We start from the raw sequence: 19,994 nt of genomic DNA, 5'->3' as shown, positions 1-19,994 counted from the left end.
GTGCTCCTGTCGGGAAGGACGCCCGGGAACGGGCGGCGGAGCACGATATTCCACTTGCCGCCCTCCCGGGTGGACCCGGAGGACGGCGCGAAACGACGGCTCAGGCCCCGAGCACGCCGCGGAGCACTTCCTGGAAGTAGTTGATGCTCCCCGTGTGCGTCTGGAAGTGCTTGGCGGACTGGTAGAGACGGTGGACAACGGCCTCGAACTCCGCCTGGCTCACGTCGCGCAGGGACATGTAGAGGCGGACGGCGCCCTGGAGGTGGGAGAAGAGCGGGTTGCGGTCGGTGCCATCAGGGCGGCGCTGGAGGTGGCGGTAGAGCCGCTCGAATTCCTGGTCCGTCTCGGTGTTGCGCACCGCGCGGCAGTAGCCGGCGGCGGTGGCCTCGATGAGGAGGAAGAAGGGCTGGTACTCGAGCGGCGGCGCCTTGGCGAAGCTGGGGGGCTTCGTGTCCCCGGTGAAGAGCTGGGAGATGGGCTTGAGCGTCACGTGGACCAGCTGCTCGCCCGCGCGCACCTGGACGCGCTCGCCGACGGGACGCACGTGCTTGCCGTCCTCGTCCCACTCCACCGCCACATACAGGCGCTCGGGCTGGTCCACCTTCACGCCCGCCTTCTCGAGCTCCGCCACTGCGTTCGCGTCCATCTCGTTTCGTTCCTCCGACTCCCTCTCTACCCTGCTCCAGGCAGCCCATGCACCCTGCAACGTGGGGAAGCGGCCAAGAACCGGACACGGAATCATGTTCCGTACCGCACCATTCGTCTCCGCCTCCACACGCTACGGGCCCGCGGAGCGCGTGGCTCAGGATGACTTGAAACCTGGATAGGGATTGCGAAGTGGCGCCGCTACAAAGCCCCCAACGACGAGGGCAGCCACTGCCATCACGGGGGGGAAGGACTTTGGCGCGACCAATAACAAGCCACTTTGTGGCAGGTGCTATCGAACATTGAAGCAGCTCTTGTCGTAGCGCTCGACCGCCACTCCCGGGCGAAAAGCCCGAGATGCGCACCGTGGTCCACCGCGCTGCCGTCGACACGCGGGCTCGCGAACCGGGCGCACAGCGCCTGAAACGACAAAAGCCCCTGGACTCAAGTCCAGAGGCCTTCGTCTCCGCGGAAGTGCCCAGGGGCGGAATCGAACCACCGACACGGGGATTTTCAATCCCCTGCTCTACCGACTGAGCTACCTGGGCGTATGGGGCACCGCGCGGAACGGCGCCTTCATAGCGAGCCCGTCCCTCCCCCGTCAACAGCATTCTCGGCCGCCCTGGCAGGCAGGCGTCAGGCCGCCAGCGACATGGCCTCCCCGTCCCAGGCCGTGAGACTGGCGGTCATCCTGCGGCGCAGCTTCGCCCGCAGGCCCTGTTCGATCTGCCGGATGCGCACCGCCGTCACCCCGAAGCGGCGCGCCAGCAGCTCCGCGCTCACCCCGTCCTCCGCCAGCATCCGCTCCTCCACCAGCGCCCGCTCACGCGCGTCCAGCTCCGGCCAGGCCGCGTCCACGCTGTCCCGCAGCCGCTTCGCCCACTGCGCCCGCTCCACCGCCTCCTCCTGGGAGTCGCCTTCCGCCATCAGCACGTCCAGGCGGGTGACCTCCGAGTCCGGGGACACCGGCGCGTCCAGCGACACGTCCCGCGACAGCCCCTCCATGGCGCGTGCGACGTCCTCCTCCCGCTTGCCCAGCGCATCGGCCAGCCGCTTCTCCACCTCCGGGTGGCCCTCCCCCCACCGGGCCTCCAGCCGCGCCCGCTCACGCCGGAGCTGGAACACCACCCACGGCGCCCGCCCACCGCCCATGCTCCAGTTGCGCCCCACGTAGGCGCGGATGCGCGCGCGAATCCACTGGCTCGCGTAGGCGGAGAACGGCACCCCACGTTCCTCGAACCGTCCCGCCGCTTCCATCAACCCGACGTTGCCCTCCGCCACCAGCTCTTCCATCGACAGACCGGTCCACCGGTATTTCCACGCCAGCCGCCGCACCAGCTCCAGGTGCCCGCGAACGCGCGCTTCCACGACCTCGGCCGAAACCACGAGCTCAGGGGACTCACAGGACATGTTCAGGTTGATGGCTTCCATGGACCTCCTCCGGTTGGGCGCGCCCACACGACGGCGCGACGCAGAGGAAACTAAGGGTCCTGGACCCATAAAAAAATGAGATAGTTTGGCACCAACACTTCGGTTATCTCTATGGGCATGAGCTGGCTCAACTACCACCACCTCCTGTACTTCTGGACGGTTGCCCGGGCGGGGAGCATCGCCAAGGCAGGCGAGGAATTGCACCTCGCGCAACCCACCATCAGCAGCCAGCTCAAGCTCCTGGAGGAGTCGCTGGGCCACAAGCTGTTCGAGCGGCAGGGCCGCAAGCTGGTGCTCACCGACGTGGGACGCACGGTGATGCGCTACGCGGACGAAATCTTCCGCCTGGGCAACGAGCTGAAGAACGTCGTCTCCGGCCTGCCTCCCGGTCAGCAGCTACGCCTCAACGTCGGCGTGGTCGACGTCATCCCCAAGCTGGTGGCGGAGCAGCTCCTCAAGCCCGCGCTCGAAGCCGGCCCGTCCCTTCGCATCATCTGCCGCGAGGGTCCCCTGCCCCAGCTGCTGGCCTCGCTCGCCCTGCACGAGCTGGACGTGGTGCTCGCGGATGCGCCCAGCTCCGAGCCGGTGAGCGTGCGCTCGTTCAACCACCTGCTCGGCAAGTGTGGCGTGTCCTTCTTCGCGGCCGGGAAGCTGCTCGCGCTCAAGGAGAACTTCCCTCATTCCCTGGATGGAGCGCCCGTGCTGCTGCCCTCGGACGAGTCCTCGGCGCGCCGGTCCATGGACCTGTGGTTCGAGCGCAAGGGCCTGCGCCCCGTCATCGCGGGCGACTTCGACGACAGCGCGCTGCTCCAGGCCTTTGGCCAACGGGGGCACGGCGTCTTCGCCATGCCGTCTGCCATCGAGGCCGAGGTGGAGCGCCAGTTCAACTGCTCCGTCATCGGCCGCACCGACGAAATCGAGACCTGCTTCTACGCCATCACCGTGGAGCGGAAGATTCGCCACCCCGCCGTCGTCACCATCGCCGAGGCGGCGCGCTCGCACATCTTCAGCGAGTGAGCGAAAGGCGCCGCTCACGCCCCCGACGGCGCGCGGTACACCTCCGCGCCCGAGACGACGGTGGCGACGACTCGCGCCTTCACCAGCGCCGAGGCGGGCCCTTCCAGCGGATCCTCGGACAGGGCCACGAAGTCCGCGTCCAGCCCGGGTGCCAGCCGTCCGCGCCTGGACTCGTCGAACGAAGCCCAGGCGGGCCCGGTGGTGAAGCCCTCCAGCGCCTCGCGCGCCGTCAGCCGCTCTTCTGGCATCCACCCGGCCTCGGGCCAGCCCGCCGCGTCCTGCCGCGTGCGCGCCGCGTACAGCCCCGCCAGCACGTCGGGGTTCTCGATGGGAAAGTCACTGCCCAGCGCCAGGTGCGCGCCCGCGTCGCGCAGGCTGCGCCAGGCATAGGCGCCCTTCAGACGCTCGCGTCCCAGCCGGGCCTCCGCCCACGGCATGTCGCTGGTCGCATGGGTGGGCTGCACGCTCGCCACCAGCCCCGCGGCGCCCAGGCGGCGGATGTCCTCGCGCCGGAGTATCTGCGCGTGCTCCACGCGGTGCCGCAGCGCCTGCGTGCCCGTCTCCTCCGCGGCACGCAGGAGCACGTCCAGCACCAAGGTATTGGCGCGGTCTCCAATGGCGTGGATGCACACCTGGAAGCCCCGGGTCATGAACGCGTGGGCGCGTGAGGCCAGCTCCTCGGGCGGCAGCAGCAGCAAGCCCCGCTGACCGGGCTCGTCGCAGTAGTCCTCGTGCAGCGCCGCGCCCCGGCTGCCCAGGGCACCGTCGGCCAGGAACTTCACCGAGCGCATCGTCAGCATCCGACCCTGCCAGGGGCCCTGCTCGAGGTACGCATGCCGCTCGTCCCCCTGGCCCGCCGCCATCGCGTAGACGCGCAGCGGCAGCGTGCCGGCGGCGTCCCACGCCTGGAGCACGCGGAAGGCCTCCAGCTCCATGCCCGCGTCATGCACGCCCGTCAGCCCCACCTGCGCGCAGCGCGTCAGCGCGGCCCGCAGCCGCGCCTCCAACTGTGCTCTCGAAGGCGGAGGCATCGCGGCCGCGACCACGTCCATGGCGTTGTCCACCAGCACGCCCGTGGGCTCGCCCTGTGCGTCCTTGAGGATGCGGCCTCCCTCGGGGTCCGGCGTGTCGCGGGTGATTCCGGCGCGCCGCAGGGCCTCGCCATTCACCCAGGCCGCGTGGTGGTCCACACGGGTGAGGAACACGGGCGTCGCGGGGAAGCGGGCATCCAGCTCCTTGCGTCCGGGGAAGGCGCCACCGGGCCACTCGTTCTGGTCCCAGCCTCGCCCCAGCAGCCAGTCGCCCTGGAAGCTGGAGGCCGGCGCCTCGGCCAGCCGGTGGATGGCTTCCTCCACCGAGCCCGCCTTCTCCAGCCGCACCGTCGTGAGGCTCCGGCCCAGACCATGGATGTGCGCGTGTGCATCCACGAGGCCCGGCACAATGGTGGCAGCGCCCAGGTCCACTCGCCGCGCGCCTGGACCCGCGGCGGCCTCCACTTCCTCGCGAGCGCCAACGGCGAGCAACCGCCCGTCACGGACCGCCAGCGCCTGGGCCAGCGGCCGGGCCGCATCCAATGTCCACACCCGCTCCGCCAGGTAGACCGTCGTCTCCACCGCGCCTCCTTCCACGGGCCACGGCGCCATCACCTGCGCCACGGGTCACGTGGGACGAGCACTGTGCGCGAGCCGGGGTGCGGTGTCACGGCCTCGCATGCGACGGCCCTGCTACGGCTGCTCCGCTGGCGTCTCCGACGAGCCTGCGTCGGTCTCCGTGCCCGCATCGGTATCTGGCAGGGGCGTCGCGGGGCCCGGCGGGGAGTCCGGCACCGTCTGGACGGGCTCGCGAATCTGGTCCGGCCCCATCAGGGGCTGTTGTTCCTCTGCTCCCTGGGGCTGCGTGGTCTTGCAGGCGAACGCAGCAGCGGCGGCCACGCCCAGGGCGATGAGAACAGCACGACGCATGTAGCCTCCTAATCGAGTTGCCGGCAGACCCTAGGGAGCGCCCGCTCCATCGACAATCTGTCGATGACGGTGAACGTCCACCAGCGGATGCCCGGGCCTCCCACGAGCGCTCGCCTCCGGTGTCGGCTACCTGCCCGGCAGGCAGCACCGGCAGATGCCCTCGCGCGCCGTGCGTACCGTTGGCAGGAGCGCTCACCCGGGAGGCCGAGGCCATGCTCGACGTCGTGGACGTCGGCAAGCGTTCGCTTGCCACCTATCGAGGAATCGCGCCCGACGCGCACCTCGACGAGTTGCACCGCCTCTCCGAGGACCTCCGGGGCGCCCGGTGCATGCACCTGAGCTCCACGCCCTACGGCGGCGGCGTCTCCGAAATCCTCCGCTCGCTGATTCCGCTCTACAACGACCTGGGCATCGTCACCGACTGGAAGCTCATCCACGGCGACGACGCGTTCTTCCAGGTCACCAAGCGCATCCACAACGGCCTGCAAGGCGCCGCCGGTGAGCTGACCGAGTCGGAGAGGGCCACCTACCTGGCCAACGCCCAGCTCAACGCCCACCGGCTCGTCACGGACTCGGAGGACTATGACTTCGTCTTCGTCCACGACCCGCAGCCCGCCGTGCTCGCCGCGCTCAGTCCCCACCTCGACGCGCGCTGGATATGGCGCTGCCACATCGACACGTCGCACCCCAATCCCACGTTCTGGGACTTCCTGTCGCCCTACCTGCACGCCTACGACGCCGCCATCTTCACCCTGCCGGAGTTCGTCCCACCCGAGCTCCCCATCCGCGACGTCCGCATCTACGCGCCGGCCATCGACCCGCTCAGCCCCAAGAACCACCCCCTGCCCAAGACGCTCGCCAGGGACGTGCTGGAGTGGATTGGCATCCGCACCCACCGGCCCCTCGTCACCCAGGTGAGCCGCTTCGACCGGTGGAAGGATCCGCTGGGCGTCGTCCGGGCGTACCAGCGCGTGCGCCCCCATGTTCCGGACCTCCAGCTCGCGCTCGCCGGCTCGCTGGCCATGGACGACCCCGAGGGCTGGGACGTTTACGAAGAGCTCCGCGCCGCCACCGCGGGCGACAGCCTCATCCACATCCTCACCAACATGGTGGGCGTGGGGAACATCGAGGTCAACGCGCTCCAGTCGCTGTCCAACGTCGTCGTCCAGAAGTCCGTCCGCGAGGGCTTCGGGCTCGTCGTCTCGGAGACGCTGTGGAAGGGCACGCCCGTCGTCGGCGGTCGCGTGGGCGGCATTCCCCTCCAGATGCCCGAGAGCTGCGGCGGCATTCTCGTGGACACCGTGGAGGAGTGCGCCGAGGCCATGCTCCACCTGCTGCGCCGGCCCGACGAAGCGCGCCTGCTGGGTGAGCGCGGGCGCGAGCACGTGCGGCAGCACTTCCTCATGCCACGAATCCTCGTGGACCACCTGCGACTGCTCAAGCATCTGGCCGCCGTGCGTCCCCTGCCTCCGCGCGGCATCGTCCCCGCGTCCTTCTCGGCCGCGAACCTCCCGGGGGTGTGAGATGCCGCGTCGGCCCCGCTGGAGACTCACTGGCCCGGCGCTGCTCTGCGTGCTGCTGGCGGGGCTGTTCGCGTCCGCGGCCGATGCACCGGGCTCCAGCGCGCGCCCCGTCGTGGCCCGCTGCGAGCTGGAGGGCGTCGTGGACACCGGCTCCAGCAGCTACCTGTCCGACTGCGTGGCGCGCGCCGAGGCGGCCGGACATGACGCGCTCCTGGTGAGGCTGGACACGCCGGGTGGCTCCCTGGAGGCCACGCGCGCCATCGTCCGCACCTTCCTGGCATCGCGCGTCCCCGTGCTCGTCTGGGTCGGACCGTCGGGTGCCCATGCGGGCAGCGCGGGCGTCTTCGTCACCCTGGCCTCCAACGTCGCGGCCATGGCGCCGGGGACCAACATCGGCGCCGCGCATCCCGTGGTGGGCCTGGGCGGCCAGGACCCGGAGGCCACGGGCGGAGAGCACCTGGCGCGCAAGGTGGAGAACGACGCCGTCGCCTTCGCGGAGAGCATCGCCCAGCAGCGCGGCCGCAACGCGCAGTGGGCCGCCTCCGCCGTGCGGGACAGCGTCAGCGTCTCGGCCGACCGGGCCCGCGCGCTGCGCGTGGTGGAGTACGTGGCCCCGACGGAGGCGGACTTCCTCGCCCAGGCGGATGGGCGCGCCGTCACGGTGGCGGGCGGCGAGTCCGTGCGGCTCTCTACCCGGGACGCGCACGTCGTCGCGCTGGAGCCGAGCCTGCCGCAGCGCCTGGTCCACGCGCTCGCCAATCCCGGCGTCGTCTACCTGCTGTTCCTCGTGGCCGCGCTGGGGTTGGTGGTGGAGGTGTCCCACCCCGGCGGCATCGTCCCGGGCCTCATCGGCGTGGTGGCGCTCGTGCTGGCGCTGGTGGCCTCCTCCGCGCTGCCGGTCCGCGCTGGCGCGGTGGCGCTGATGCTGGTGGGCGCCGGCCTCATCATCGCGGAGCTGTTCGTCACCAGTGGCCTGCTGGGCGTCGCGGGCGTGGTGCTGCTGGGGCTGGGCGGCCTGTTCCTCGTGGACCGCTTCGACCCGGAGTGGTTCGTGGACCGCTCCTTCCACATCTCCTGGACCTGGCTGGTGCCCACCACCGCGGTGCTCGCGGGCGCGGCGGCCTACGTCGCCTACCGCGGCGCGCAGACCCGGCGGCTCCCCCAGCGAGGCGGCGACCTGGGGCTCGTGGGTGAACACGGCACCACCCTGGCGCCAGTTACGGCCCAGAGTGGCGAGGTGTTCGTCCATGGAGAGCGCTGGCGCGCGACGTCCACCACGCCCATCCGCTCCGGCGCCCACGTGGTGGTGCGCGGCATGGAAGGACTCACCCTCTTCGTCGACGAGGTGCCGACATGATGCAACTGACCGGACTGCTCGGGGTGCTCGTCCCCCTCGCCATCCTGCTCCTGCTCTTCCTGTCCGGGGTGCGAATCGTCAACGAGTACCAGAACGGCGTGGTGTTCCGGCTCGGGCGCTTCGTGGGCCTCAAGCGCGCGGGCTTCCGCTGGCTCATCCCCTTCGTGGAGCGCATGGTCATCATCGACCTGCGCACCGTGGCCCGCGACGTGCCCCCACAGGACGTCATCACCCGGGACAACGTCAGCGTGAAGGTCAACGCCGTCGTCTACTTCCGCGTCATCCACGCGGACAAGGCCGTGCTCCAGGTGGAGGACTACCTCTACGCCACCAGCCAGCTCGCCCAGACGACGCTGCGCTCCATCCTCGGTCAGGTGGAGCTGGACCAGCTGCTGTCCGAGCGCGAGCGCATCAACCACGAGATTCAGCAGGTGCTCGACGCGCGCACCGACCCGTGGGGCGTCAAGGTCTCCAACGTGGAGGTGAAGCACATCGACCTGCCGGTGGAGATGCAGCGGGCCATCGCGAGGCAGGCCGAGGCCGAGCGCGAGCGCCGCGCGAAAATCATCGCCGCCGAGGGCGAGCACCAGGCCGCCGAGAAGCTCTCCATGGCCGCCAAGGTCCTCGGCCGCTACCCGGCCACCCTCCAGCTCCGCTACCTCCAGACGCTGGTGGAAATCACCACGGGCGGCAACCACACCATCCTGCCCATCCCGCTCGACCTGCTGCGCACGCTCAGCGGCGCGAAGGCCGCCTGGGAGCAGTCCACCGATGGCCACGAGAAGCGATACACCGACGAGGAGGACACGGAAGGGCCTCCCGCGGGGGGCCTGACCTGAGCGGGCCTACTCGAACAGCTCCTGCCGCTCCAGCTTGATGGCCCGCCGGCTCAGGCGCAGCGAGGCCAGCACCAGCAGCGCCGTCGCGCCGAGCAGCACCACGCCCACCGAGAAGGAGGCCACGGGCAGGACCGACGTCACCACGAAGGCCAGCAGCGCCGTGTACGTGAAGGCAATGGCCCGGGCGAGGATGGCGTGCCGGCGGTCCAGGATGGCGACCTCCTGGCGCGACAACACGCGCCGGGCATGCCCCTCCGGCAGCAGCCGCCACTCCCACCCCTTCCCTGACGGCGCAACACCGCCGAGCCCGCAGTGGGCGGCGCCCCACACCCGAGGGCAAGCGACCTTCCGCCAGTCAACGCTTCTCGCGGTCGTTCTCGACAGCCCTACTGTCCAGACCTTCGGGTGTCAGGTCCCAGCGGCAGCTCCGGTCGGAGTGGCGACTTGTCGGTGGTAACTTGACACCGAAAATGGCGAGTCGTACTGTCTGAACCGTGAGCACGCCGAAGACACAGACCGAATGGAAGCTGGCGGAGCTGGCCGAGGCGGTGGGCGTCTCGCCGCGCACGGTGCGCTACTACGTCCAGCGCGGGCTGCTCCCCGCGCCGCCCTTCCGGGGGCCCGACACCGTGTACGGGGAGGAGCACCTCGTCCGGCTCAAGGCCATCCGCGTAATGCAGGCGCGGTTCCTGCCACTGGATGCCATCCAGGTGGAGCTGCAACGCCTGTCGCTCGAGGAGTTGCGGCGCCTGGCCGAAGCAGACGCCACCCCCACGCCCCCGGTGTACGCGCCGCCGGCCCCGAGCGCGCCCACCGGGGTTCCACCGCCTGCGCCGCGGCCAGCCGCCACGGGCATGGCTCGCTACGAGCGCTGGGAGCTCCTCCCAGGGCTGGAGCTGCACGTCTCGGAAGCAGCGGACACGAAAACCCGGGCGCTCGCGGAACGCGTGCGCGCCCTCATCGCGGAGTTCCAGGAAAGGGAGTAGCCATGACCCACGAGAAGGCAGGGCTGTACACGCGCGAAGGCACACAGGTTCCCCTCCAGGGTGTCGAGGTCACTGGCGAGCTGCTCGGCGGCCATGCGCGCGTCCGCGTCCGGCAGCGCTACCGCAACGACGAGCGCCGTCCGGTGGAGGCCGTCTACACCTTCCCCCTGCCCTCGGATGGCACCCTCTCCGCCTTCTCCATGACGTGCGCCGGGCGCCGCGTCGAGGGCGTGGTGAAGGAGCGCGAAGAGGCCTTCCGCGCCTACGACGACGCCGTCACCGCGGGCCATGGCGCCGCGCTGCTGGACGAGGAGCGCCGCAACGTCTTCACCGCCCAGGTGGGCAACCTGCTGCCCGGTGAGGAGACGGTGGTGGAGGTGGAGTTCCTCCAGGCCGTCACCGCCGAGGAAGGGAGCGTGAGGTGGATGCTCCCCACGTTGGTGGCGCCCCGCTACATCCCCGGCGCGGCCACGGGCGACCGCACCGGCCATGGCCGTGAGGAGCCCACCGCGCAGGTGCCGGACGCGGACCGCATCACCCCGCCCGTTGGCAACGTGCACTACGGCCTGCGCATGGACCTGCTGGTGGACCTGGGCCGCGAGGTGGTGGTGGAGAGCCCGTCCCACGCCGTCACCGTCACCCGGGAGGAAGGCACCCGCGTGCGCGTTGGCTTCTCGCGCGGCGAGGTGGCCCTGGACCGCGACCTGGTGCTCAACCTGCGCAGCCCGGACAGCAGCGCGGTGTTCACGCCGCTCGTCACCCACCGCAAGGGCGAGGACAGCCCGGGTACCTTCGCGCTCACCGTGGTGCCGGACCTGCTGGCCATGGCCTCCGCGCCGCCCAAGCAGGAGGTGGTGTTCGTCGTGGACGTCTCCGGCTCCATGGCGGGCGAGAGCCTGCCCCAGGCCCAGGCCGCGCTCCGCCTGTGCCTGCGTCACCTGCGTGAGGGCGACCGGTTCAACGTCATCGCGTTCGAGAACGACTTCAGGTCGTTCCAGCCCGCACCCGTGCCCTTCACGCAGCGCACACTCGAAGAGGCGGACCGCTGGGTGGCCGCGCTGAACGCGAATGGAGGCACGGAGTTGCTCGCGCCCATGCGGGCCGCGGTGCAGGCCGCTCCCGACGGCGTGGTGGTGCTGCTCACGGATGGCCAGGTGGGCAACGAGGAGGAAATCCTGCGCGCCGTGCTCGCGGCGCGGAAGACGGCGCGCGTGTACTCGTTCGGTATCGGCACCAACGTCAGCGACGTGCTGCTGCGGGACATGGCGAAGCAGACGGGCGGCGACGTGGAGTTCATCCACCCGGGCGAGCGCATCGACGACAAGGTGGTGGCGCAGTTCTCCCGGGCGCTCGCGCCTCGCGTCACCGAGCTGGAGGTCCGCTTCGACGGCGTGGAGTGTACCGAGCTGGCCCCCGCCGAGCTGCCGCCGCTGGTGGATGGCGTACCCTGGACGCTGCTGGGCCGCTATGCCTCTCCCGGTACGGGCACGATGACGCTGCGGGGGCGTTCGGGACGGGAGCCTTTCTCTCTCACCGTGCGCGTGGACCTGCCCGCTGTGTCGGACCGCCCCGCGGTGGAGAAGTTGTGGGCCGCCGAGCGCATCCGTGGCTGGGAGTCCGCCCAGCTCACCGGGCGCCGCGCGGAGTCCATGAAACAGCGCATCATCGAGCTCGCCGTCGCGCACCAGCTTGTCACCCGGTACACCTCGTTCGTCGTGGTGGAGGAGCGCACCGGTGACCGGCGGACTTCGGGACAGGCGGAGACGCGGGTCATTCCCGTGAATGCCCCCGCGGGCTGGGACATGTTCGGCGCGCAGAAGGATGAAGAAGGGCTCAGCGGTGGGGTTCTTCGGGTTGGAGGACGGGCGCCACTCGGCGCCATGCCGCCTCCGCCGGTCCCGGCCGCGGCGCCCTCCGGGCCACCGAGGGCAAGACCTTCGGTCCAGGTGCGGCGCATCGCTCCGTGTGCGCCCGCCCCCGCTGCCGCCGCACCCGCCAGGAGCCTCTCCACCGGCGCTGACCTCGGTAGGGCGGATAGAAATTTCGAAGCGCTCGAATCCAAGCGCGAGCGGCGTGAATCGCGTGAGCAGAGCAAGACGCGCTCCAAGAAGAAGGGAGGGTTCTTCTCCGGCGTCTTCGGCGGCCCCCCGGCTCCGGAGCCCATGCAGGAAGCGGAGCGCTGTGACGATGACGCACTGTTCGAAGGGGCGTCGGCCGCCGAGGGCGTCGGCCATTCGAGTGGAGAGAGCCTGCTCGCGCGGCAGCTCGCCAACGGACTCTGGGAGGGCACGGGTGAAGGCTCCGAACCCGTTCGCCAGGCACGTGCCACCGCGCTGGCATTGCTGACGCTGCTGCGCGAGGGCATCACCAGCAGCCACCCGCTGCATGGCGCTCAGGTCAAGAAGGCGGTGGAGGCGCTGCTGTCGCTGGCCGCCAGCCTCAGCGGAGATGCGGAGGTGGCGGAGCTGGCGCTCGGCGTGGCGTGGTTGGCCTCGGCGGGCCCGCGCACCCGGGGCCGCATCGAGCAGGCCGCGAAGCCGCTGGCCGGCCTCAGCGGCCGGCTGGGCAACGAGGTGGCGCTGCGAGAGCACGTCGATACGCTGGCCGCGCGCTGACGCAAGGCACGGCATCGCCAGCGCACCCGATGCAGCGTGCGCTGGCGCACCGCCGGACCTTCGATAACACGCGGTATGCGTTGCTTGCCGGAATGGACCTGGGCGGGGGGCATGCGTGTCACCGCGCGGGCGGCACCGCGTGACACATTGACACTGAGCAGCTGGCGCTTCACTTGCGACGAGGCGTCCCGAGACCGCGAGAACCTGCGCTTCAGCACGGGGCCGAGCTCGATGCACGAGAGGCGCCTGGTGCGCAGTGACAGGCTACCGCTGGTGTGTGCATTACACTGGCGTCCAACGAGGGCTTCCCTATCGGAAGCACCGTTGGAGACAGAAGCGGGGGTACGCCAGTGGCTGTGATTGAGCGGCCACGAGCCCTTGGAAGTGGCACCGCGGCTCGGGCTGAGATGAGGCCGCCATGGTGAGCCTATGGGACATGCTGAGTCTGCTGTCGGTAGGCACCACCCTCGGCGGGGCAGTGGCGGCCGCTCAGTTCGCGAGGGGAGATAGCGCCCGGTACACGCTCGGCATTTTTCTGGGGCTCGTGCTGGGGCTCTTGTCCATGGCGGCCATCCGGAAGGCCGGCGAGCTCGTCTTTCGAACCCTCCCGCCCGATGGCACGTCCACAAAACCTCCGGCCCGGCTGACCTTCATCTATGTGGCTGCGGCCGTGTGGCTCATGGTGCCCAGTCCGATGCTCGGCCTATGGGTGACGGGAAGCATCATCCGCGCCGTCCTTCCTTGATGCAGCCAGCACGGTGCGCAGCGGATGGGTTCATGCACCGTCACGTTCACCAACGGCGCCTGACACAGGTCAGGGCAGTGGCGACGCAGGAGCATGATGCAGCAACCGAGGACGAGGAGTCCGAAGTGGACGTCGTCCCAGCGTTCGTCGCGGACTCGAGCATCACCCTGACGGCCTCGCTCCTCTTCTGCGTTGGGTGAGCCTGAAAGCGTGGGCCGGGATGATACGGGACCGCCCGCGCTAGGAAGGACTCGGATCCCTGTTCCCGGCGGACGGGGCCGGACGGCCCTGTGCGCGTGCCTTGTCCAGCCGCTTTTTCGCCACCATCAAGAGGCCGAGCCCCATGGCGGCCCCTACGAGAATGGAACCGCCGCTGCCGCCGCCGAACACGAGCTGCTCGAGCGCGCGCAGCAAAGACAGGGCTCCCAGCACGCCGAGCAGCGTGCCCCACAGATAGCGGATAATCGTCATCCATCAACGATAGTGCGGCGCACGAAGGCAGCGCCAGAAGGAGTGCACGAGGGCGGCTGCGACCGACACGGCCGCCGACGAACGCCGTTTTCCAGAAACCACAAGGGCGTCCGTGGGCCATTTCCTGTCCAGGGCCAGGACCGGCTGCACGCACGCCGCATCCACAAGGCCCATGCGTCCAGGAAGCACCGCGCGACAGGTCTCCGGCATGGACGTGACAGCCGACTGACACATGCCGCCGCCGTGCTTCGCGTACAGTGCCGTGTGCCATGACGCTCGCCACGCTCCTCCTGCTTGCCACACTCTCGGCCCAGTCGATGGAGACCCCTCCCCCGTCCGCAGTCGGGGCGCCCGGGACAGTCACCGCACCGCCGCTGGTGTCCACGCCCGACGCCTGCGCGCCCAGTGCCGAGGCGGACTACTCGGCTGGCTTCGACGCACTCGTGGGTGGCGACGACTCGAAGGCGCTGGAGCTGTTCGAACGGGCGCTCGCCGCCTGCCCGCAGCATCCCTATGCCACCGAGCTCGCCCGGCTCTCCCGTGCCCGGCTCCAGCCCGGTGGGCAACTGGCCACGGCCGCCGCGAGCGAGGTGGGCCGGGAGTCCCGTTCCAGAGGCGCGCGTGCCTCGCTGGTCGTGGTGCAGACGATGCACGGCGCCGCGCAGGGCATCCTCCTGTGCGCCATCGGGGACTGCAGCGGCCAGGGCTACGTCGCGGCATCACTGCTGGGCGCGGGAGCGGGCGCCGCCAGCTCCCTGCTGCTCACCCGCGAAGGCATCACGGACGGACAGGCCGCCGTCATCAACTCCGGCACCGTGTGGGGGTTCTGGTTCGGCGTCGCATCCCTGCTCGCGTTCGACCTGGACAGTGACGAGGCCTTCGGTGCCGCCATCCTCGGCGGAGCGGGCTTCACCGGCGTGGGTATCCTGCTGGCGCACCTGGTGAACCCCACGTCGGGACAGGTCTCCCTGGCCAACTCGGGAGGCCTCTGGGCGGGCGCGGTGACGGCGCTGTTCCTGGGGGCAGCGGACAGCAACACCACGCAGGACTTCTTCGCCGTCGAGCTGGGCGCCACCGCTGTCGGCATCCTGTCGATGGCCATCCTGTCGAAGTCCGTGGCCGTGTCCCGAGGCCGCATGCTCATCATCGACGCGGGGGGAATCCTCGGCGGGCTGGCGGGCGCGAGCGCCGTCTACCTCGCATCCGCGGGCGACGACTCGGCGGATGCCATCCTCGTGGGCAGCGGGTTTGGCGTGCTCGGGGGCCTGGCGCTCACCACCTACCTCACGCGGAACTTCGATGCGCCGGACGCGCCGCAGGTGACGCTGGCGCCCCTCACGACGAAGCACGGCGGCACGGGCGTGTCGGTGTTCGGCAGGTTCTGAGCGGCTTCACCCACGACGCACACGCAGGGCCTTCCGCATCGCCCCTGCTCAGGGCCGGCGCAGGCCATAAATCGACATCACGAGCTGCTCGAAGGTGCGCGAGGGCAACACCGCCTTCGCCACCACCGCGACCCGCTGCGTTAGCTGCGCCACCGGATAGCGCACGCGCGGCGAGCCACCTTCCATCACCTCCAGCACCTTCTTCGCCACGTCCTCGGCGGACATGCCTTCCCGCTCACCGGCCTCGATGGCCTTCAACACGGCCTCGAAGCGCTCCCGGTACGCAGAGCCCGCGCCGGCCTTGGCCACACACACGCGGTTCTCGGTGATGCGCGTCTTCACGTCGCCGGGCTGCACCAGCGTGGCCTCGATGCCGAACTCGGCCACCTCCTGGCGGAGCGCCTCGGTGAACCCCTCCAGGGCGAACTTGCTCGCGCTGTAGAGCGACTGGAAGGGCAACCCCACCTGCCCGCCCAGGGAGCTGACCTGGATGATGCGCCCGGAGCGCCGCTCGCGCATGGACGGCAGCACGGCCTTGCACACGCGCAGCGCACCCAGGAAGTTGGCGTCGAGCTGCGCACGCGCCTCGTCGATGGAGGTGTCCTCGGCGGCGCCCGCGAGCGCATAGCCCGCGTTGTTCACCACCACGTCGATGCGGCCCTCACGTGACAGCACCGTCTCCACGGCCCGCTGCACGGAGTCGTCTCGAGTGACGTCCAGCTCGAGCATCCGGTAGCCCGGAGGCGCGACCTCCACGGGCCGGCGGCTCGTGCCGTAGACGACGTATCCGCGCGCGCTCAGCAGCTCCGCGCACGCCTTGCCGATACCTGACGAGGCACCGGTGATGAGAACGACATTTCCCTGCGAACCGGACATCCAGGCTCCATGCGACAGTCTTGCTGGCGCACAAACCATGGCTGCCCCGGGCACGACAAGGGACTCACACCCCGCGTCTCACGGGGTGCCGTGCGACTCAGATGGTCTTCCGCGCCGGCGAGGGAACGCCCGCCTGCGCGTCGTCGCCCGAGAGGACAACCTGGTGGCGCTGCACCTCACGCACCATGAAGAAGGCCGCGGCCGACAACACGCCGAGGTCGTCCAGCCACCCGAGCACCGGCATGAAGTCCGGCAGCGCGTCCACGGGCGAGAGGAAGTAGACCACCGCCAGTACGCCAGCGAGCTTCCGCCAGAGCGCCACGTGCGGGTCGCGCACGTACCGGAAGAAACGGCTCCCCATTCCACGAAGGCCTGCGATGTTCATACCTACCTCTACGCACGAGGAGCCCGGGTGATTGCGGCCCCAGCCCACACCCAGCGTACGCCGTCTGGCCGCCCGAGGGACAGTCAGGCTCAGTCCGGCCTGTCCTCCAGCACCATCGCACGCCCCACCACCTCCAACCTCGCCCGGTCGCCCGCTCGCAGCGGCAGGTCCGGCGCGCCGCGCACGGTGAGCTCCATCCCGTTGCAGGCAATCGTGTACTCGGCGGCGGGCCCCTGGAACTCGCGCGCCAGCACCTCCGCGCGCAAGGCACCGCCCACCGCGACGCCGTCCTTGTCCGGAACCAGCTTCAGCGCCTCCGGCCGCAGCGACAGCAGCACGTTGCCCTTCGCTGGCGGGCCCATCACCGGGAGGATGCCCAGCATCGTCCGCGCGCCGTTGCCAAAGCCCACGCCCGGCAGCAGGTTGGTGCCGCCTAGGAAGTACGCCACGAAGGCCGTGCGCGGCGTGGCGTAGACGGCCTCCGGCGTGCCCACCTGCTCCACCTTGCCCGCTCGCATCACCGCCAGCCGGTCCGCGAAGGCCATGGCCTCCTGCTGGTCATGGGTCACGAGCATCACCGTGGCCCCCAGCGATTTGAGCACCCGCCGGACTTCCATCCGCGTGGACGCTCGCAGCGCGCTGTCCAGGCTGGAGAAGGGCTCGTCCAGCAGCAACACGCGGGGGCCCGGCGCCAGCGCCCGGGCCAGCGCCACGCGCTGCTGCTGCCCGCCCGAGAGCGCATGCGGCATGCGCGACTCGAAGCCCTCCAGGCCGAAGAGCTTCAGCATCTGGCTCGCGCGGGCGCGGGCATCGTGGCGCGACATCGCGGTGAGGCCGAAGGCCACGTTCTCCAGCACGGACAGGTGCGGGAAGAGGGCGTAGTCCTGGAACACCATGCCCACGCTGCGCTGCTCGGGCGGCACGAAGGCGCCGGGGCCCGCCAGGGTGCGGCCCTCCAGGGTGACGGTGCCGCCGTTGGGGCGCTCGAAGCCCGCCACCAGCCGCAGCGTCGTCGTCTTCCCGCATCCCGAAGGTCCCAGCAGCGCCAGCACCTCGCCGGGCTCCACCGACAGGGACAGGCCATCCACCGCGGCGGTACCGCTGGAGGCATAGCGAAGGGTGACGGCGTCGAGCGAGAGCAGGGACATGGCGGGCGGCGCACCCTACCGCGTTCCCGCGTGTCAGGGCGCGCTGCCTTACCCCGGCGACGAGCGCCCCTCTTGCGAGACGAGCAGCCCCACACCCAGCGAGGAGACGGCCATCAGCACCAGCGCCGGCACGGCGGCCTCGGCGAAGCGGCCCTCGGCGGTCGCGCTCCAGATGCGCGTGGCCAGCGTCTCGAAGCCGATGGGCGCCAGGAGCAGCGTGGCGGGCAGCTCCTTCATCGCCGTGAGGAAGACGAGCGCCGCGCCCGCCAGCAGCCCGGGCCGCAGCAGGGGCGCCGTCACGCGGCGGAGCACGCCGGACGGAGGCTGCCCCAGTGACGCCGCGGCCTCCGGCAGGTGCGGGTTCAGCTGGAGCAGCGACGCGCGCACCACACCCACCGCCTGTGGCAGGAAGCGCACCACGTAGGCCAGCACCAGCATGGCCAGCGTGCCATAGAGGAAGGGCACCGCCTGCACGCCCAGGAAGACGAGCGACAGCGCCAGGACGATGGGAGGCAGCGCATAGCCCGCGTAGGACACGCGCTCCAGCACCACCGTGAGGCGGCTCGGGTAGCGGACCGCGAGGAAGGCCAGCGGCAGCGCGCCCACCACCGCCGCCACCGCCCCCAGCATCGAGGCGCTCACCGAGCTCCACGCCGGACCCAGCAGCGGCCCCGACTCCACCGACAAGCCCCGCACGCCCCAGTACACGAGCACACCCACTGGCAGCCCCACGCCCACCGCCACCACCGCGCCGCACAGCAGCAGCGCCGGCACACGCCAGCCGCCCAGGGGCACCGGCGCGGCGGCCCTCGCGGCGCCCTTCGCGCTGCGGTGGTAGCCCGCACGGCCTCGCAGCCACAGCTCCAGGGCCAGCACGCCCACCGTCACGAACACCAGCGCCAGGCCCAGCAGCGCCGCGTAGCTGCGGTCATACGCGCCCTCGTATTGCACGTAGATGGCGCGCGAGAAGGCGTCGTACTGGACCAGCGCCACCGCACCGAAGTCGGAGAGCACGTACAGCCCCACCAGCAGCGCGCCGGACGCGAAGGCGGGCCGCAGCAGGGGCACGGTGATGCGGAAGAAGGCGCGCGCGGGCGTGAGCCCCAGGCTGCGGGCGCCCTCCAGCCATGCCGGGTCCTGGGACAGCAGCCCGGCGCGCAGCGCGAGGAAGAAGTACGGATACGTCGACACCGTCAGCGCCAGCAGCGCCCCGGGAAAGCCATACACGGGAGGCACCGGCAGCCCCCAGCGCTGCAGGGGCTGCTCCAGCGCGCCGCCCACGCCGAACGCCGCCAGCAGCACATAGCCGCTGACGAAGGTCGGCACGGCCAATGGCACGCAGAGCAGCACCGTCCACAGGCGCCGCCCCGGCAGGTCCGTGCGCGCGGTGAGCCACGCCAGCGGCAGCGCCAGCACCGCCGCGCAGGTCGTCACCGCCGCCGCGAGCCCCAGCGTGCGCCCCAGCAGGCCCCACGTCCTGTCCCGCAGCAGCAAGCCCCAGGCGTCCGCGTCCGCCTCCGCGGCACGCACGCACAGGTACACCGCGGGCACCAGCGCCAGCGCGGCCATGGCCACGCCCGCCACCCACAACCCGGCCGGGGCACGACGGCGCATCAGAGGACGCCGGTGTCCTGGAGCAGCTTCACGGTGCCGCGCAGGTCGTCCAGCCTCGAGAGGTCGAGGTCGGGCGAGCCCACCTTGTCGAGCGCGGGCAGGCCCTCGGCCATCTTCACGCCCGGCACCAGCGGGAACTCGTAGGTCTGCTGGGCGAAGTACGTCTGTGCCTCGGTGTCCAGCAGGTACGCGGCCAGCTTCTTCGCCGCGTCCGCGTTCTTCGAGCCCTCGAGGATGGCCACGCCCGCCACGTTCACCAGCGCGCCCGGGTCGCCCGCGGCGACGAAGTAGTTGGCCACGGGCAGGTCGGCTTTGTTCTTCTTCGCGGAGAACAGGTAGTAGTGGTTCACGAAGCCCGCGTCGATTTCACCGCGCGACAGCGCCTCGATGATGGCCGAGTTGTTCTTGTAGACGCGCGGCTTGTTGGCCTGGATGCCCTTGAGCCATTGCGTCGCGGCCTCGTCGCCCTTGAGCAGCCGCAGCGCGGTGACGAAGGACTGGAACGAGGCGTTGGTGGGCGCCCAGCCCAGGCGGCCCTTCCACTTCGCATCCGTGAAGCCGAGGATGCTCATGGGCAGCGCGTCCTGCTTCACCTTCTTCGTATTGTAGGCCACCACGCGCGCCCGGCCGCTGGTGCCTACCCAGACCCCCTGCGGCGAGCGGAAGCGCGCGTCCACCTTGCCCAGCGTCTCCTGGGGCAGCGCCTGGAGCCGGCCAGCCTTCGCGAGCGCGCCGAGCGCTCCCGCGTCCTGCGCGAAGAACACGTCGGCGGGCGTCTTCGCCCCCTCCTCCAGCAGCGTGGCGGCGAGCTGCGGCGTCTCGCCGTAGCGCACCTTCACCTCGATGCCCGTCTTCTGGGTGAACTTCTCGAGGAGCGGGCCCACGAGCTTCTCGTTGCGGCCGGAGTAGACGGTCAGCGTCTCGGCCGCGAGCGCGGGAGAGGACACTGCCAGCACCAGGGAGGTCAGGAGTAGACGTACCATGGGCCGGCACCCT

At 70.7% G+C, this 19,994-nt stretch carries 19 protein-coding genes and 1 tRNA gene; 8 read left to right on the top strand and 12 right to left on the bottom strand.

Going from position 1 to position 19,994, the window contains the following annotated elements; translation table 11 throughout:
* Positions 1–100 precede the first annotated feature (100 nt).
* The 3 genes from VZL07_RS18310 to VZL07_RS18300 form a co-directional block, all read right to left on the bottom strand.
* Positions 101–646: a hypothetical protein gene (locus tag VZL07_RS18310; protein WP_426756863.1), complete on the bottom strand. Its 546-nt coding sequence runs from the start codon at positions 644–646 to the stop codon at positions 101–103.
* Positions 647–1,120: 474 nt separating this feature from the next.
* Positions 1,121–1,193: transfer RNA gene (locus VZL07_RS18305), tRNA-Phe, on the bottom strand.
* Between the two features lie 88 nt (positions 1,194–1,281).
* Positions 1,282–2,076, bottom strand: coding sequence for a sigma-70 family RNA polymerase sigma factor (locus tag VZL07_RS18300; RefSeq protein WP_426756862.1), 795 nt, complete (start codon positions 2,074–2,076; stop codon positions 1,282–1,284).
* A gap of 117 nt (positions 2,077–2,193) precedes the next feature.
* Between VZL07_RS18300 and nhaR the strand changes: the two genes are divergently transcribed.
* Positions 2,194–3,093, top strand: coding sequence for a transcriptional activator NhaR (gene nhaR, locus VZL07_RS18295; RefSeq protein ID WP_426756861.1), 900 nt, complete (start codon positions 2,194–2,196; stop codon positions 3,091–3,093).
* Positions 3,094–3,107: 14 nt separating this feature from the next.
* On the opposite strand, the gene VZL07_RS18290 is transcribed toward nhaR, so the two are convergent.
* Entirely contained in the window at positions 3,108–4,736 is a 1,629-nt protein-coding gene (locus VZL07_RS18290) for an amidohydrolase (protein WP_426756860.1), read from the bottom strand.
* Positions 4,737–4,817: 81 nt separating this feature from the next.
* Positions 4,818–5,054: a hypothetical protein gene (locus VZL07_RS18285; protein ID WP_426756858.1), complete on the bottom strand. Its 237-nt coding sequence runs from the start codon at positions 5,052–5,054 to the stop codon at positions 4,818–4,820.
* A gap of 212 nt (positions 5,055–5,266) precedes the next feature.
* Here VZL07_RS18285 and VZL07_RS18280 point away from each other — a divergent pair, with 212 nt between their 5' ends.
* From VZL07_RS18280 to VZL07_RS18270, 3 genes are read left to right on the top strand one after another with little or no spacing between them, the layout of a single operon-like run.
* Positions 5,267–6,577, top strand: a complete 1,311-nt coding sequence (locus VZL07_RS18280) for a glycosyltransferase (protein ID WP_426756857.1) — start codon at positions 5,267–5,269, stop codon at positions 6,575–6,577.
* A 1-nt stretch (position 6,578) separates the two neighbouring features.
* Positions 6,579–7,934, top strand: a complete 1,356-nt coding sequence (locus VZL07_RS18275; protein ID WP_426756855.1) for an NfeD family protein — start codon at positions 6,579–6,581, stop codon at positions 7,932–7,934.
* Positions 7,934–8,773, top strand: a complete 840-nt coding sequence (locus VZL07_RS18270) for a slipin family protein (RefSeq protein WP_426757316.1) — start codon at positions 7,934–7,936, stop codon at positions 8,771–8,773. Before VZL07_RS18275 ends, VZL07_RS18270 begins: the two co-directional genes overlap by 1 nt.
* 6 nt (positions 8,774–8,779) lie before the next feature.
* Here the strand turns inward: VZL07_RS18270 and VZL07_RS18265 are convergent, their stop codons facing one another.
* Positions 8,780–9,010 carry a hypothetical protein gene (locus tag VZL07_RS18265; protein ID WP_426756854.1) on the bottom strand — a complete coding sequence of 77 codons (231 nt, stop codon included), beginning with the start codon at positions 9,008–9,010 and terminating at the stop codon, positions 8,780–8,782.
* Between the two features lie 257 nt (positions 9,011–9,267).
* Here VZL07_RS18265 and VZL07_RS18260 point away from each other — a divergent pair, with 257 nt between their 5' ends.
* The 3 genes from VZL07_RS18260 to VZL07_RS18250 all read left to right on the top strand — a co-directional run bounded on the left by VZL07_RS18260 (position 9,268) and on the right by VZL07_RS18250 (position 13,119).
* Entirely contained in the window at positions 9,268–9,759 is a 492-nt protein-coding gene (locus VZL07_RS18260) for a MerR family transcriptional regulator (RefSeq protein WP_426756852.1), read from the top strand.
* A gap of 2 nt (positions 9,760–9,761) precedes the next feature.
* Positions 9,762–12,374, top strand: a complete 2,613-nt coding sequence (locus VZL07_RS18255; protein ID WP_426756851.1) for a VIT domain-containing protein — start codon at positions 9,762–9,764, stop codon at positions 12,372–12,374.
* A gap of 418 nt (positions 12,375–12,792) precedes the next feature.
* On the top strand, positions 12,793–13,119 hold the full coding sequence (locus VZL07_RS18250; protein WP_426756850.1) for a hypothetical protein: 327 nt from the start codon (positions 12,793–12,795) through the stop codon (positions 13,117–13,119).
* A gap of 240 nt (positions 13,120–13,359) precedes the next feature.
* Here the strand turns inward: VZL07_RS18250 and VZL07_RS18245 are convergent, their stop codons facing one another.
* Positions 13,360–13,590, bottom strand: coding sequence for a hypothetical protein (locus VZL07_RS18245; RefSeq protein ID WP_426756849.1), 231 nt, complete (start codon positions 13,588–13,590; stop codon positions 13,360–13,362).
* 377 nt (positions 13,591–13,967) lie between these two features.
* On the opposite strand from VZL07_RS18245, the gene VZL07_RS18240 reads away from it, so the two are divergent.
* Positions 13,968–14,975 (top strand): hypothetical protein, encoded by a 1,008-nt coding sequence (locus VZL07_RS18240; RefSeq protein ID WP_426756848.1) that lies wholly within the window; start codon positions 13,968–13,970, stop codon positions 14,973–14,975.
* 48 nt (positions 14,976–15,023) lie between these two features.
* On the opposite strand, the gene VZL07_RS18235 is transcribed toward VZL07_RS18240, so the two are convergent.
* The 5 genes from VZL07_RS18235 to VZL07_RS18215 form a co-directional block, all read right to left on the bottom strand.
* The gene (locus VZL07_RS18235) at positions 15,024–15,851 is read right to left on the bottom strand and encodes an SDR family oxidoreductase (RefSeq protein ID WP_426756846.1); all 828 of its coding nucleotides are present in this window, start codon (positions 15,849–15,851) and stop codon (positions 15,024–15,026) included.
* Between the two features lie 97 nt (positions 15,852–15,948).
* Positions 15,949–16,236 (bottom strand): YkvA family protein, encoded by a 288-nt coding sequence (locus VZL07_RS18230; RefSeq protein WP_426756844.1) that lies wholly within the window; start codon positions 16,234–16,236, stop codon positions 15,949–15,951.
* Positions 16,237–16,325: 89 nt separating this feature from the next.
* On the bottom strand, positions 16,326–17,384 hold the full coding sequence (locus VZL07_RS18225) for an ABC transporter ATP-binding protein (protein WP_426756843.1): 1,059 nt from the start codon (positions 17,382–17,384) through the stop codon (positions 16,326–16,328).
* A gap of 48 nt (positions 17,385–17,432) precedes the next feature.
* Entirely contained in the window at positions 17,433–18,998 is a 1,566-nt protein-coding gene (locus VZL07_RS18220; protein ID WP_426756841.1) for an ABC transporter permease, read from the bottom strand.
* Positions 18,998–19,981 carry an iron ABC transporter substrate-binding protein gene (locus tag VZL07_RS18215; RefSeq protein WP_426756839.1) on the bottom strand — a complete coding sequence of 328 codons (984 nt, stop codon included), beginning with the start codon at positions 19,979–19,981 and terminating at the stop codon, positions 18,998–19,000. Before VZL07_RS18215 ends, VZL07_RS18220 begins: the two co-directional genes overlap by 1 nt.
* Between the last annotated feature and the right edge of the window lie 13 nt (positions 19,982–19,994).

The organism is Pseudomyxococcus flavus, assembly GCF_050038885.1.
GTDB lineage: Bacteria > Myxococcota > Myxococcia > Myxococcales > Myxococcaceae > Myxococcus > Myxococcus flavus.
The sequence above is the reverse complement of the archived record's forward strand: the minus strand, read 5'-3'. Positions and strand labels throughout refer to the sequence as shown.